The 13,371-nt window shown below is 64.5% G+C and carries 13 protein-coding genes; 3 read left to right on the forward strand and 10 right to left on the reverse strand.

The genetic code is table 11. The features are described from left to right. Positions 1-555: 555 nt before the first annotated feature. From NZ993_05270 to NZ993_05300, 7 genes are read right to left on the reverse strand one after another with little or no spacing between them, the layout of a single operon-like run. The gene (locus NZ993_05270; protein ID MCS7155199.1) at positions 556-1,971 is read right to left on the reverse strand and encodes an FAD-binding protein; all 1,416 of its coding nucleotides are present in this window, start codon (positions 1,969-1,971) and stop codon (positions 556-558) included. Next, positions 1,964-2,650 (reverse strand): SEC59/DGK1/VTE5 family protein, encoded by a 687-nt coding sequence (locus tag NZ993_05275; protein MCS7155200.1) that lies wholly within the window; start codon positions 2,648-2,650, stop codon positions 1,964-1,966. The genes NZ993_05270 and NZ993_05275 overlap by 8 nt, the downstream gene beginning before the upstream one ends. Next, complete coding sequence (gene hpt, locus NZ993_05280) at positions 2,589-3,161, reverse strand: hypoxanthine phosphoribosyltransferase (GenBank protein MCS7155201.1); 573 nt, start codon at positions 3,159-3,161, stop codon at positions 2,589-2,591. Before hpt ends, NZ993_05275 begins: the two co-directional genes overlap by 62 nt. Continuing rightward, on the reverse strand, positions 3,109-4,524 hold the full coding sequence (gene tilS, locus NZ993_05285) for a tRNA lysidine(34) synthetase TilS (protein ID MCS7155202.1): 1,416 nt from the start codon (positions 4,522-4,524) through the stop codon (positions 3,109-3,111). Before tilS ends, hpt begins: the two co-directional genes overlap by 53 nt. A 60-nt stretch (positions 4,525-4,584) precedes the next feature. Then, complete coding sequence (locus NZ993_05290) at positions 4,585-5,061, reverse strand: Rieske (2Fe-2S) protein (GenBank protein MCS7155203.1); 477 nt, start codon at positions 5,059-5,061, stop codon at positions 4,585-4,587. A 30-nt stretch (positions 5,062-5,091) separates the two neighbouring features. Then, positions 5,092-7,491 (reverse strand): tetratricopeptide repeat protein, encoded by a 2,400-nt coding sequence (locus tag NZ993_05295; GenBank protein ID MCS7155204.1) that lies wholly within the window; start codon positions 7,489-7,491, stop codon positions 5,092-5,094. Then, positions 7,492-7,980 (reverse strand): flavin reductase family protein, encoded by a 489-nt coding sequence (locus NZ993_05300; protein ID MCS7155205.1) that lies wholly within the window; start codon positions 7,978-7,980, stop codon positions 7,492-7,494. Between the two features lie 156 nt (positions 7,981-8,136). Between NZ993_05300 and cdaA the strand changes: the two genes are divergently transcribed. Genes cdaA through NZ993_05315 form a run of 3 tightly spaced genes read left to right on the forward strand, consistent with a single transcriptional unit; the run spans position 8,137 to position 10,306 of the window. Further along, complete coding sequence (gene cdaA, locus NZ993_05305) at positions 8,137-8,940, forward strand: diadenylate cyclase CdaA (GenBank protein ID MCS7155206.1); 804 nt, start codon at positions 8,137-8,139, stop codon at positions 8,938-8,940. Further along, a complete protein-coding gene (locus tag NZ993_05310; protein ID MCS7155207.1) occupies positions 8,937-9,623 on the forward strand; it encodes a protein-L-isoaspartate(D-aspartate) O-methyltransferase in 687 nt (228 codons plus the stop codon). The genes cdaA and NZ993_05310 overlap by 4 nt, the downstream gene beginning before the upstream one ends. Continuing rightward, positions 9,620-10,306 (forward strand): DedA family protein, encoded by a 687-nt coding sequence (locus tag NZ993_05315; GenBank protein ID MCS7155208.1) that lies wholly within the window; start codon positions 9,620-9,622, stop codon positions 10,304-10,306. Before NZ993_05310 ends, NZ993_05315 begins: the two co-directional genes overlap by 4 nt. Here the strand turns inward: NZ993_05315 and NZ993_05320 are convergent. Genes NZ993_05320 through NZ993_05330 form a run of 3 tightly spaced genes read right to left on the reverse strand, consistent with a single transcriptional unit; the run spans position 10,268 to position 13,368 of the window. Beyond that, positions 10,268-11,080, reverse strand: coding sequence for an alpha/beta hydrolase (locus NZ993_05320; GenBank protein ID MCS7155209.1), 813 nt, complete (start codon positions 11,078-11,080; stop codon positions 10,268-10,270). The two genes, NZ993_05315 and NZ993_05320, sit on opposite strands and share 39 nt — an antisense overlap. Before the next feature lie 12 nt (positions 11,081-11,092). Beyond that, positions 11,093-11,518: an ATP-binding protein gene (locus tag NZ993_05325; GenBank protein ID MCS7155210.1), complete on the reverse strand. Its 426-nt coding sequence runs from the start codon at positions 11,516-11,518 to the stop codon at positions 11,093-11,095. Beyond that, positions 11,506-13,368: a hypothetical protein gene (locus tag NZ993_05330; GenBank protein MCS7155211.1), complete on the reverse strand. Its 1,863-nt coding sequence runs from the start codon at positions 13,366-13,368 to the stop codon at positions 11,506-11,508. The genes NZ993_05325 and NZ993_05330 overlap by 13 nt, the downstream gene beginning before the upstream one ends. Positions 13,369-13,371 lie beyond the last annotated feature (3 nt).

A 13,371-nucleotide genomic window follows, 5' to 3' on the forward strand; every position in this document is an offset into this window, starting at 1 on the left:
ACGATAATTGCCGTTCACATCGGCCGTGGCGCCCAACGTGAGCGCCTCAATGAAAACGTTCGCCCCCGGCAAAGGCTCGTTGTTCACATCCCGCACCGAACCCCGAATCACCAAGTTCTGCGCCATGAGCCCTAGGGGCCAAAGAGAGAACAGCAACACCGTAGCAAAACGGGACATAACACGACCTCCTCGTAAAAGGTCCAGGGCCTCCTTGACGACACACATAGGTGATTCTATACGAATGTTTCACAAAAGTCAAGAACACCTCCCCAAGTCATAGAGGGGGGAGTTCAAAGAAAAATTACCCCGAAAGATTACCCCCAACGTTACAGGAACCGACCCCCGATGTAGACCGTTTAGCGCTCGGGCTGCCACTCCTCGCTTGTGGGGGAGTCGCCTGAGGGGTTTTCGGAGCCGCTTTGGGAGTCAAATAGAGAACAGCCTACCCACAGGCCGCCCAACAGCAGGACCAGCCACGTCCAACGCCTGAGGACGCAGGTCCTCTTCGCAGCCGGGGAGGCCGGCTTTACGTTTTCGAGAACCTCCGAGAGGATCTCACGTTCGGGGGGCGTGTTCGCAGCGGGGCGCAAGGCTGATGATCTTGCCTGGATTGAGCACTTCATTAGGATCTATGGCTTTGCGTAAGCGGCGCATAAGCTCCAGCGTGCCCGATGGGCTTAGGCGCTCTAGGAAGGGCTTCTTGGCCAACCCCACCCCGTGCTCGCCCGTGATCGTGCCGCTCCGGCGGACGGCGGCTTCGAAGATCTCCTCCAGGGCTCTCTCCACACGGGCCATTTCTTGAGGATCGCGCGCATCGGCCAGGATCGTTGGGTGCAGGTTGCCGTCTCCGGCGTGCCCAAAAGTTCCGATCGTGAGCTCGTAGCGGGCCGCGATCTCTTGAATGGCCCCGACCATGCCGGGCAGCTCACTTCGGGGCACGGTGACATCCTCCAGAATCGCGGTCGGCTTCAGGCGGGCCAGGGCGCTGAAGGCAGCTCTTCGAGCGGTCTTCAGGGCTTCGGCCTGCTCCTGAGAAGCCGCCCGGCACAGTAGGCTGGCCTCACAAGCCCGGCAGATGCCCTCAACCAGTTCGGCCTCCTCCTGAACCTGGGCTGGATGTCCGTCAAGTTCAATGAGCAACAGCGCCTCAGCCTCCTGGGGTAAGCCTACGTGCGCATAATCTTCTACGCAGCGAACCGTGACCCGATCCAGAAATTCCAGCATGGCCGGCACGATACGGCGCTCTAAAATGGCCGCTACGGCCTCTGCGGCGGCCACCTGCCGATCGAAGACGGCCAACAGCACCTCAGAGGCCGGGGGCTTGGGGATAAGCCGCAGCAAAATGCGCGTAAACACGGCCAACGTGCCCTCGGAGCCCACAAGCAGATCCGTCAGGTTGTACCCGGCCACGTCTTTTACGCATTGCGATCCAGCCCGAAACCATTCGCCTGTGGGCAGCACCCCCTCGATGGCCAGCACGTAGTGCTTGGTCACCCCGTATTTGAGCCCACGCAGCCCTCCGGCGTTTTCGGCCACGTTGCCGCCGATGGTGGAGATGCGCATACTGCCGGGATCAGGGGGGTAAAACCAGCCCGCCGCCTCGACGGTGGCATGCAGATGGGCCGTGATCACCCCAGGCTGCACCCATACGGTCGCGTTGGCCGTATCGAGCGCCTCTATGCGGTTCCACTCCGGAAACAGCAGCACCACACTGTGCTTGCTCGGCACAGCCCCGCCGCTTAGGCCTGTGCCCGATCCGCGCGGCACAACGCCAAAACCCAACTCGTTAGCAAGCCGCAGGACGGTTTGCACCTGCTCCACGTCTTGCGGCCGCACCACGGCCAAGGGCATAGCCCGCAGCAGAGGCGTGCCGTCGTAGGCGTAGGCGGCACGCACCTCGGGTTGATCCAGCACGCGCTCGGCGCCCAGCTGTTCGCGCAGGACGCGCACCGGATCCGAAGCGTTAGCCATATAACCAGCTCTGCGCAAGGGTCATCGCCGATCCGGCCGCGAGCGGAATGCGCAGGTTATCGTCCAAAGGTCTATCCAGGGCCTCTGCCAAGGTGGCCGCTACGGCTCCCACGAGCCCCACCAGAGGGGGTAGTCCGGGCGTACAGAGGGCCACCAGTAAGGCCGTTGCGCAGAAGGCGGCGGATCCGGCCACGGTCTTGTTCGGATTAAAGGGCAGCCTGCGGCGCCCCCAACGCCTTCCAACCAGGGCCGCAGCGATGTCGGAAAGAATAAGCATGGCGATGGCGGCCGCCCCGATTGGACGGGAGAACAGCCCCACCGTAAGCACGGCGCCCACAAGCAGCCAAGTGGCCCCGGTCAGGCGCAGCTTGCGATCGCCAAGATCGCGCTCATGCGGGCGCAACAGCGACCCAAAACAAGCCTCAAACCAGCGCCGAAACGGCCCCGAACGAGTCCGCATCACCTCTACGAGAAACGAGAGGGCCGCCATGGGGACCAAAACACCAAGCGCCAACGCACGCCCCAGCACGTAGTAGCCGATCGCGATCGACAGCGAAAGCAGGTGTATGCCCTTGCGCTTGAGCTCTTCGGCAAACGGCAGCGACTCCGGCCGAGGCTCAGCGATCCAGGATGTAGAGGTGGCGCAGGTTGCGCCCCTTTTGAGCGTAGTCGAGCCCATAGCCGATGACGAACAGGTTCGGAATCACAAAGCCCACGTAGTCGAGCTGCACCGCATAGCGGGTCGCTTCGGCCTTGTGCAGCAACGTGGCCACGCGCAAGGAGGCGGGCTTGTGCGCTTCGATAAGATCACACAGATAGCGCACCGACAGGCCCGTATCGACGATGTCCTCGACAATGAGCACATCGCGGGCCCTGATGTCGGCGTCAAGGCCTTTTCGGACGGTAACCTGTCCGCTGGAGACCTTAGCGTCGCCGTAGCTGGAGAGCTTCAGGAAATCGACCTCGCAGTCGATTTTGAGGGCGCGCATCAGATCGGAGATGAAGATGAAAGAGCCATTCAGCACGCCGATCAGAATGGGGACCTTGCCCGCGTAATCGCGGCTGATCTCCAAGCCCAGCTCCCTTACGCGACGCCGGATCTCCTTTTCGGGTAGATACAGCCGGAAGGGCTCCCCGTTACACCAGATCCGCCTCGGATGCGCTCGCGCCGTCTTCAGATGGTGCGCCATGAGGCTCCCAGACCAATTCTATACAGGGGCGATCGCGGTCGCGCACGCGAAACCGATCGTCGATGCGCCAGCCTACGACCCAGGCGATTTGTCCCGCGGATTCCAGTACCCAGACGCGGCTTCGCGCGGGGCCGGAGAGCCGAAGGTCCGTAAGAAAATCGCTTAGCTTCTTATTGCCCCGCATGCCAAGGGGCCGGAAGCGGTCCCCCGCCCGCCATCGACGAAGCCGCAAGGGGTAAGAAAGCGCCTCCCGATCCACGTATGCGCGGCGCGGATCTCGCGGCCATTCCGCCGGGGGCCTGGGCAGGGGCCGGATGCGGAGCCGACCGTCGGGCAGCTGAACCTCGGCTTGTCCTGGAACTATCTCTACGGCCAGCCCCGCTTCGGGCTCTTCCAGTCCAATCCAGAGCCGGTCTCGGTCGCGCCAGGCCCTCCACCCTCCTCGAAGCACCACGCTTCGGCCCGTGGGGCGATTCAACAGCTCCAGAAGACGCGCCACACCCTCGGCCTCCGCCGGAGCTCCCAGCGCCTTTAGGGCCCGGTGCAGAACCGCCCGGCGGGCGGATGCAAGGTAGCGCATGAGGCGGGGAATCTCAAGCGCCCAGCTTTTGCCTCGACGCTCGGCCGTGGCCTCCTCCAAGAGACGATCCCATGTGGGCTCTAGGTCCGCTAGAAGCTCGTGCACAAGCTCTGCAAAGCGCCCCAAGGTCCGCTCCGGCCGCGGCCCGAAGAACTCCTCCAGAACGGGCCAGAGCCTTTCTCGGAGGGCGTTGCGCCGAAAGCGCACGTCTCGGTTCGTCGGATCTTCGCGCCATGCGAGTCCGTGCCGCTCGGCATAGGCCCGGATTTCGGCTCGGTCGAAATCCAGCAAGGGGCGCAGCAGGCGCCCGGAGCGCCGGGCGATGCCGCGCAGCCCCCAAAGACCGGAGCCGCGCAGCAGATTCAACAGCACGGTCTCGGCCTGATCCCGCAAGTGGTGGGCCGTGAGGATCCAGCGCGCCCCGAGTGCATCGGCCATCTCCTCTAGGGCCGCATACCGAAGCCGCCGGGCCGCGGCCTCAACGCCTTGAGCCCTGCTGAGCTCTTCCGGTATCTGCAGGCGCCGAACGTAACAGGGCACATCCCAGGCGCGGCACAGGGCCTCCGTAAAGGCTGCATCCTGGCCGGAATCCGGACGCAGGCCGTGATCTATGTGGGCCACCAGCAGGGGGTTTTCAAAGCCAAAGCGCAGCGCATGCAGTAACACCACGGAATCCAGCCCCCCGCTTACGGCCACAAGCAGCCGATCAGCCGGAGCCCAAAGCCCATGGCGCTTTACCCGGGCCCGAAGACGCACGATTAAGGGATCTGGCCGCGCCCGCATGAGCGCACGCCCGCCTTCTGATCGTCCTTATGAATGCCCAAGCGGACGGCGCGTTCCATTTCAGGAGAGGCGAATCGTTACGAGGTCACCGGATCGGCTTACGCCGTATTCCCGCAACGGCTGCGCGGCCGGACCCTGCAGAACCTGCCCGCTTGTATTGAAGCGAGACCCATGACAGGGACAGATGAGCTGGCCTCCTTGAAACTGGCTTACGTCGCAGCCCGCATGAGGGCAGACGCTCGTAAAGGCGCGAATTCGACTTCCGTCGAGGTTCAGGGCGATCGTGCGGGCTTGCCGGATGAACAGAAAACCGCCTGCGACCGCCAGCGGACGCGCATCCGGCTTCGTGAGATCAAGCCGAATCGTGTTGCCCTCAATCGTGATGCCGGATTCCGAGTCGGAGGTGCGCTCCTCCACCGTGTCGCATCCGGCTAAGCCGGCCCCCAAACCCGCAAACAGAGCGCCCAAGCAGCCCAGGGAAGCGGCGCGTAAGAACTCACGCCGCGATGGACAGGAAAACTCCCGATGCGACGACATGGCCAACCTCCTCTCTGCCCTCGCAATATACTACCGCCATCGCGAAAGCCGCACTGAACCGGCCGGAAGCCAGAGCCACTCACCGTGCAGGCGCACCCAGAGCCCATCGGGCTCTTGTCGCAGAGCCGATAGCACGTAACCCGCCGGAATCCGAACGAAGCCCTCAGCGCCCCAGGCCCACGTGTCGGCGATTATGGTGACCCTCTCTTGATAGCGCACGTGGCCTAGATAACCTAAATAGGCCACGGCGACAAGCCCGCACAGAGGGGCTACGGCCGTCCGGAGGAGGTGCCGGCTGCGACGACGCCGAGACCACAATAGCAGGACCGCGCCCAACAGCAGGGGCGCGACGGCGAACTCAGGCCGGGCCCGCCAGAGCAGACGCTCCCAAGCGTTCTCCCGCAGGGCCAGCCGTCTTAGGACGAGCCCGCGGGCCCGCAGCATATCAGCCGCACCGGGCTCGAGCCGAAGGGCCTCCTCAAGGGCGTAACGGGCCGCTCCGTATTGACCCAGGCGCGCCTCTAGCAAGCCCAAATTGTAGAGCAGACCGGGACTGAGCCAATCGGATTCGCGCACGGCTTGGTAGAGCGCGCGCGCCTCCGCATAACGACCCTCCTCGATGCGGCGCAGGCCCTCCAGGAAAGCCCTTTGGGGATCAAGGCCGCCCTCCGCCCGGGCCCATGCGGTGAGGGCAAGCCCCAACAGAAAAAGGGGAAGCCAGAGTCCGTCTTTTGAGGCCAAGCCCAACAGGCGTCGTATACGCTGGGCCCAGGCGGCTAGTTCTTGAGGTCGCACCGGATCGGGCCGAAACCGGCGCGCCTCCAGCTCCTCTAGGAGCGCGCACCAGTCGGCATAAACTGCGCGCGTCCGCTCGGGAAGCGCCTCCAAGAGGGTCCGAAGGCGCGCCGCGCACAGCTGCTCGGGCTGCTGACCCAGTTCTCGGCCTAGGTGCCGTCGAAGGCCTTGGTACAAGGCCTCAAGGGCTCGCTCCGGGTTCGGGACCCGAAGCGCCGCGGCAAGAAGCGACCAGGCTCGCGCCCCCCCCATGCGCCTCGGGGCCTGATCTTGCGCGCGGACCGGACGAAGCACCCAGGCCAACACCAAGATCCACAGCCCGGCCAGAACGCCCCAACCTTCAAGGCGGGCCCACCAGGGCCGCTCCGGACGCACCCAACGTCCCGCTTGGCGGCGCCAATCAGGCCATGCGACCTCTTGCGGCCCCGCATTGGGTTCGGACGCCTGCGCGCTCGCTCCCTCCACGCGCAGCTCCGGACCCGAGGCCCGAAGCGTAACGTAGCGCTCTTGCACCGGATCAAAGTACGTCCAGCTGTACGGGGCAAACCGATACCGGCCAGGTCGTTGAAAGACGACGGGAAAGCGAAACTCCACCTCGTATTGCCCTTCGGCCAGCGTGCGCGTATGGCGTTCGGCCCCCAGCCAGATCACCCCCTCCTGAGGGTCGACGTGCGGCCTGCTTGGGGATATGGCGTGGGGGTTCCCCCTGCCCCATATGCGCACGCGCACCAGAGCGCTTGTGCCCGCGCGCAACGGCTCCTCTGGCCAGCTTACCGCCCAGGAGAAAAGACCGCTGGATCCAGAAAAGGAAGCTGGCGCCCCCTCCGGCCAGGGCCGCACGCGCAGGCGCGCCGGCTCGGCCAGAAGCCGCACCACATCCCGGGGTCGCATCCAGCGCCCCAGAAACTCACCGAGCGGGTCCTCCGCCTCCTGCTGCACTTCGCATTCCAGCTCCGCCCCTCCTATGGCGTATTCGCCCGGCGCAAGCGGATACCACAAGGCCCGCTCCAAGACGGCGCGGCGGTACAGACGTCCCCCTATGCGCACGTCCGAAACGGGAATCGAGTCGGGTCGCGCCAGCACCTCCCACCATCCCCCCTGGCCCTGTCCAGCGCGCAATAGGTAGGGCCGCAGGATCTGCAAGCCGGGGTGGAAGTAGAGCGCCGTCTCCACGTAAACGGGCTCCTGCGGATAGGCGATCGAACGGCTAAGCTCGGTGCGCATCCAGAGCTCAGGCCCCTGGGTTTCGGAGGGGGGCGGATCCGCGGATGGGGTGCGCACCTCCAGATACAACTCCGGTGTGCGCAGCACATCGGCCCCGAAACGAAACAAAAGCGGAGGGATCGCCCAGCGGCCGGGAGTCTCGGCGCGCAAGCGCCAGCGCCACCGCAGCATACGCCCCCCCGAGGGGCCGGCCGGCTCAACCGATACGTCCGGACGCGCATCGAGCCATCGCAGCCCCCGTAGAACGGGCATCAGGGGGGGGTCAACCAGGCTTCCCTCGGGGGTCCAGACCCACAGCTCCGCCACCTCACCCGTTGAGACGACGGACGGCCTTAGCTCAGCGCGCAGATCCTGCTGAGCTTGCGCAGGAAATAGAAGAAGCGCCCAGGACAACCAGAAGCTGGGCCCCATTTACGCTTCCAAGAGCTTAAGGCCGTGATAGCGGCCGTCGTAATAAAGCAGCGGCTCCCCGTCGGTGCGCCAGCCTGCTTCGAGGACCTCGCCTACAAAGAGCGTATGATCGCCCCCCGGGTAGGCCGCCCAAAGCCGGCAGTCCAAGTAAGCCAAAGCCTCCTCTAGAATCGGACATCCGGTCTGCGCGCTGCGCCAACGCACCCCCTCGAATCGGTCCTCCAAGGGAATACGGCCGGCAAAGCGCTCCGAAAGCTCCACCTGTTCGGCTCGCAAGAAGCTCACGGCGAAAAGACCGGTTCGGGCCAGCGGATCATGGCTTGTGGCGTTGCGGTCTATGGAGACGAGCACTAAGGGCGGGTTTAACGAGACCGAACAGAAGGCGCTCACCGTGATCCCGTAGAGCCTGTCCCCCTCCCGGGTGCTCACGACTGTTACACCGGAAGCGAAGCGGCGAAGCGCGCTCTTGAAGGTGCTGGCGTCAAGCATATGCCCTCCTGCAGATGGCGAAAGTTATACCGCATATCCTGCCTCAGGGCAAATCACAGGCGAGGGCTGAACCCGGACGAATCCAAACGGAAACCCGGGCGTCTTGCCCTGTCTCGCAGAGGGCCGTAATTTTTCGAAAACAGCGGCCGGGCGCGCATGCGGCTCTTTCAGGTGGGCTTTCTCGAAGTTCGGTTGGTCGATCTGCTCGATATCGGACTTGTATCGTTTTTGTTCTACAAGCTTTACCAGTTCTTGCGGGGCACGTTGGCGGTGCCGATCCTGTGGGGGCTCCTGCTGTTATTTCTGGCGACCGTGCTCACGGACCTGGTCGACATGCCCGTGCTTCGGTTTCTGTTCGGGCAGCTTTCGGGCATGGGGGTGCTGGCCGTGATCGTGCTTTTTCAGCCCGAAATCCGGCGTCTGCTTCTTCTGTTAGGCCAAACGCCCTGGCTGCAGCGCTTCGGCCGGCGGGAGCGCGAGCGTGACCTGATCGGGGAGCTCGTGGATGCGGCCCGAAACCTAGCTGCGGACCGCGTGGGGGCGCTTATCGTACTGGAGCGCACGGTGGGGCTGCAGTCCTACATCGAAACCGGCGAACCGATTGGGGCGCGGGTCTCCAGCCGCTTGCTGCAGGCGATCTTCACCCCTCGATCGCCGCTGCACGACGGGGCGGTGATCATCCGCAACCGGCGCATAGCGGCGGCCAAGTGCATCCTGCCTATTTCCCAGAACCTACAGCTCGGGGCCTCCTTGGGCATGCGACACCGAGCGGCGGTTGGCATCACGGAAGTATCGGATGCCTTTGTGATCGTGGTCTCCGAGGAAACCGGCAAGATCTCCGTGGCCGAACGCGGCGCCCTGCAAAGCGGGCTTTCGCCCCTGGCCCTGCGAGAACGCCTGCTGGAGGCCCTCAGACCTACTTTGCGACCTGAGGAAAGCTTGGCCTTTAGCCGCAGATGAACCCTTCGCTAACATTTACTGAAGGGCGCCGCTTCCAGCGCCAACGCGAGGCGTTGATCGGACTGCTGCGCGAAAAGGGCATCGCAGACGAGCGCGTGCTAGAGGCCATGCGCGCGATCCCACGACATCTCTTCGTCGACAGCGCCCTCTGGCCTCGGGCTTACGAAGACACGGCCCTGCCCATAGGCTTTGGTCAGACGATCTCGCAGCCCTTCACCGTGGCGTATCAGACGCAGCTACTTGCCCCGCAGCCCGGGGATCGGGTGCTGGAGATCGGCACCGGAAGCGGCTATCAGACGGCCATCTTGTGCGCCCTGGGAGCAGAGGTGTACTCCGTAGAGCGCATCGAGGCCCTAGCCCGGCGGGCGCAGGAGCGGCTGCGCGCGCTGGGGTTTGATGCCGTGATCCGGGTCGGGGACGGTTCGATGGGCTGGCCCGAGCACGCCCCTTATCAGGGCATATTGGTCACGGCTGGCGCTCCGCGCATTCCGGAACCACTTCTGGAGCAATTGGCCATAGGAGGTCGCCTGGTCATACCGGTCGGGGACGCGCAGGACCAACGCATGTACCGTGTGCAGCGCCTCAGCCAAACCGCATGGCAGCAGGAGATCCGCTACGCGTTTCGTTTTGTCCCCCTCATTGGTGAAGAAGGCTGGCGAGAGGATCCGGAGGGTCTCCGGTGACACGAAAGCTTCCCGAAGCCCAGGAAGGTGCACCCATCCTGAGCGCGGCCCATTATCGAGGTCCGCTGGGTTGGCTATATCGGCTTAAAGATCGCGTGGAGGCCTTGGCCTACCGGCCATATGCTGTGCCCGCGCTGTTTGCGGTGGCTTTCGCCGAGAGCTCTGTCTTCCCCATCCCCCCTGACGTGCTGCTGTTGGCCCTGTGCATAGTTCTGCCGAGTCGTTCTTTCTATTTCGCCGCGGTAGCGACGTTGGCCTCGGTTTTGGGCGGACTTGCCGGCTATGGGATCGGCTACGGCCTATGGCATGAGCCCCAGACGGGCGCCTATAGCGGGCTGGCGCGGTTTTTCTTTGAGCATGTTCCCGGCTTTAGTGAGGCGCGCTTCGAGGCCGTCCAAGGGCTCTATGCGCGCTGGAGCTTTTGGGTGGTCTTTACGGCCGGCTTTACGCCGATCCCGTATAAGCTGTTCACCGTTACGGCCGGAGTCTTCGAGGTGCCTCTTGTGCCCTTTGCCTTGGCCTCTCTAGTGGGCCGAGCCGCCCGGTTTTTCCTGTTGGCGGCCCTGTTGTACCGCTTCGGGCCCCCGATTCGGCGCTTTATTGACCGCCATTTGGGTTGGCTTACGATCGCCTTTACGGCCCTCTTATTCGGCGGCTTCCTGCTCCTGCGTTACGTACTTTAAGAAAACGTCCAGCAGCCGATTGAAATGCTCCGGCTGCTCCAGCATGGGCATGTGCGCCGCGTAGGGGATCGTCTCCAGTCGGGCGTTGGGCAGAAGCCGGGCCATTTCCTCGGACCGTTCAACAGGGATGAGTACGTCCTCTTCTCCGTGGATGAGCAAGGTGGGCACGGAGATCTGTCCGAGAAACGGCCGGCTGTCCGGGCGCTCGGCCATCGCCAGCAGAGCATGCACGGCGGCTTGAACGGGCACACTAGGGATCCGGGCCAGGACCGCCTCCACGAGCTCCGGATGTTGCTGACGCGTGCGGTCGGCGAAGAGCTTCCGAAAGCGCTCCAGGAGCACCGCCGCGCTGCCGCTCTCCAGAAGCCGTTGCACCAGCTCCAGGCGGCCGGCGCGGGCCTCCTCGGAATCGGCCCGAGCTTGGGAACAGACCAGCACCAGACCTCGAATCCGAAACCGGTATCGGAGAGCCAGCCGCAGCGCCACGTATCCACCCATGGAGTGGCCGATCACCACGGCCTGTGAGAGGCCCAGCAGATCCAGTAGCCCAACGACGTCCTGGGCCAGCTCCTCGATCGTATAGGGTGTCGGGGAGACCTGGCTTTGCCCGAAGCCCCGAAGATCAGGCTGAATAAGCCTAAAAAACGGGGCCAAGGGGGCCTGCAGATCCCATATCCGGTGATCTAAGGGAAAACCGTGGATCCAGACCGTAGCCGGACCGCGGCCGATCTGGTGCACGTGCAAGGCCAACCCGTTGACGAGATACTGTTGCATATGCGTATCCGCTTAGCCGGTGCGCAACACAAGCTCAACGCGGCGTCCGCGATCCAGAAAGCGCACCTCGTCCATGAGCGCGCGCATGAGGAAGACGCCCCGTCCACCGGGGCGCATAAGGTTCTCAGGATCCGTGGGATCGGGCAGGGCCTCGACATCGAATCCCGGGCCTTGATCTTGCACGCTCACCACGAGCTGCCCCTCGCCCCAGCGGGCCTCCAGGTAAATGGGCAGAGCCCGTTGGCCGGCGTGAGCGTGCTCGATCGCGTTCGTGACGGCCTCCGTGACGGCCACCACGAGATCAAAATAACGGGAGTCGCTTAAGGCCACAACGCGGCGGATCTCCTCTAGAAGCCCCTCCACGCGCCCCAGAGCTTCGTAAGAGCTGGGCAGCTCTAGATACCAGAGGCGATGGGGCGAAGGGCTCAGAGGGTCCACTGAAAAACCGCGCTCAGGTTGGGGATCTGCCGGCGATTTCGGGATCGGCCCGGACTGGGGGAGAACGGCCGCAGGCCGGAGTCCTGCCATTGTAGCCATCCTGCTACGCTCAGATGCCCGCGGGCGCTCAGTCGCCATTGTAGAGCCGCTGTTAGGCCCCATTGGCGCACAAACGACCGGGCCGGGGACTCCGAAAAGTACTGGGAACGCTCATAGAGGCGCAAACCGAGCTCCGCCTCCAATGGCCCTGGCCATGTGGCCTGCAATCGCGGCCACAGCTCCCAGGTGCGCACCGTGTCCGTGGGCGTCTCGGCGAAGTCCGGCCAGTACAGGCGCCCGATCAGAAGCCGGCTGTAGCTAAGCTGCCAGTTGAGACGCCAGCGAACGCCCAGCCGATGCTCCCCGCGGCCCTCGGCCCGCAGCTCACGGGCGGACTGCCCTCGGCGGGGGCTTCCCGGCAGAGTGAAGTCATCGACCGCGTAGTTGGCGCGCAGCTCGGCGATGGCCTCCAGGCGTTGCCCCTCTGTGGGGGTCCAAGTCCAGGAGGGGCTCAGGCGCAGCAGACGCTGCCATTGGTTTTCCGCGCTCCGAGCGGCCTTTAAATAGACCGTATGCAAGGCCAGGGCCTGAGCCAACAGGCGCCATGCGAAGTCCGCGCGCGTCCAAGGTTGGATCTGTAGTGTAAGCACGTACAGCAGCTCGTCGAAATCGTCGTCGTTTCCCTCTGGGGTGTCATGCCGTGCGATACGGGCTATTCCCTCCAGGCGAAACACGTCCGGCCAGGCGTAGAAGGCCCCGATTCGCGTCTGCCTGCCCCAATATCCGGCTTGCTCCAGCAAGCCGGCCTGACGTCGAGCTAGGCCCGGCGTCAGCCGATCCGCGTTGAGCAGGCTGCGCCCCTCCTCTTGACTGGCCAAGCGGGCCTCAAGACCAGCCCGACCCCAGGGCCCTTCGGCCTGTAAGGCCGCCTCGGCCTCTAGACTTATCCGACGCAAACCCGTATCGAGCACTTCGACCTCGGCAGGCACGTGCCGGTGCCGCACCGTCCGGTCGAGGCGCTCGAAGCGCCCTCCGGCCCGGAAAACCCAGCCCGTACCGAGAGGATACAACAGACGCAAATCCGTCCACAGCGTATCGGCGCCCGTGGATTCGATCACCTCTAGACCCGCTATGCCGGCGTTCAGGAAACTGGCTGGCTGGTAGTACTCCCGAAGGGCGCGCACCCAGGAGCCACGCAGGAATAACTCGGCCGGCGCAAAAAGCCCCCTAATGACGCCCTCGACGCGGCCGTCTACGAACCGACGCGGGCTAATCTGCAGGACCTGTCCGTAGAGGCGGCCAGAGAGCTCATAGGACCCCCATCGCCTGCCGCGTAGGTCCCCTGTGATGCGCAGACCTGGACCTATGTCCGCTTGCTGAGCCCGTCGATCCCATCCCCAGAGGGGGGAGAGGGCAAACTCTCCGGGGCCGACCGCCCGGGCCCAGCGCCCCCACAGAAGCCATTGTTCCCCGGAGAGGCGGTTCTGGAGCCCGGCGTGATGCAGGGACTCCAGCCCCAGCTCGAGAGTACCCCAGCTGAGGGCGCGCCAAAACGAGGCCCGCGCTCGCCAGTCGCTCCGACGCGGACCCGAACCGGTGGAGAAGAAAAGCTGTTCGGCCGTCCAACGGCTTTGGACCTGAGCGCCCCAGGCGCCTGAGCGGACCTGCCACCACCCGATGTGCCGGTGGCTGAGCGCCGTAGGGGAGCGCTCAAGCCCCACCTCCAGGGTCGGCTGTTGTGCCCCGGCGCGGCTACACAGAAGCAGCAAAAAAAGCAAAACGGCCCCAACGCGCACGGGGGCAAAATACAAACC

It is taken from the genome of Bacteroidota bacterium, assembly GCA_025059945.1.
In the GTDB taxonomy this organism is placed as follows: Bacteria; Bacteroidota; Rhodothermia; order JANXDC01; family JANXDC01; genus JANXDC01.

Coding starts and splice junctions, on each gene's coding strand:
- NZ993_05270 (MCS7155199.1), bottom strand. CDS start 1,971: ATGGCTAACGCTTCGGATCCGGTGCGCGTCCTGCGCGAACAGCTGGGC.
- NZ993_05275 (MCS7155200.1), bottom strand. CDS start 2,650: ATGGGCTCGACTACGCTCAAAAGGGGCGCAACCTGCGCCACCTCTACA.
- hpt (MCS7155201.1), bottom strand. CDS start 3,161: ATGGCGCACCATCTGAAGACGGCGCGAGCGCATCCGAGGCGGATCTGG.
- tilS (MCS7155202.1), bottom strand. CDS start 4,524: ATGCGGGCGCGGCCAGATCCCTTAATCGTGCGTCTTCGGGCCCGGGTA.
- NZ993_05290 (MCS7155203.1), bottom strand. CDS start 5,061: ATGTCGTCGCATCGGGAGTTTTCCTGTCCATCGCGGCGTGAGTTCTTA.
- NZ993_05295 (MCS7155204.1), bottom strand. CDS start 7,491: ATGGGGCCCAGCTTCTGGTTGTCCTGGGCGCTTCTTCTATTTCCTGCG.
- NZ993_05300 (MCS7155205.1), bottom strand. CDS start 7,980: ATGCTTGACGCCAGCACCTTCAAGAGCGCGCTTCGCCGCTTCGCTTCC.
- cdaA (MCS7155206.1), top strand. CDS start 8,137: ATGCGGCTCTTTCAGGTGGGCTTTCTCGAAGTTCGGTTGGTCGATCTG.
- NZ993_05310 (MCS7155207.1), top strand. CDS start 8,937: ATGAACCCTTCGCTAACATTTACTGAAGGGCGCCGCTTCCAGCGCCAA.
- NZ993_05320 (MCS7155209.1), bottom strand. CDS start 11,080: ATGCAACAGTATCTCGTCAACGGGTTGGCCTTGCACGTGCACCAGATC.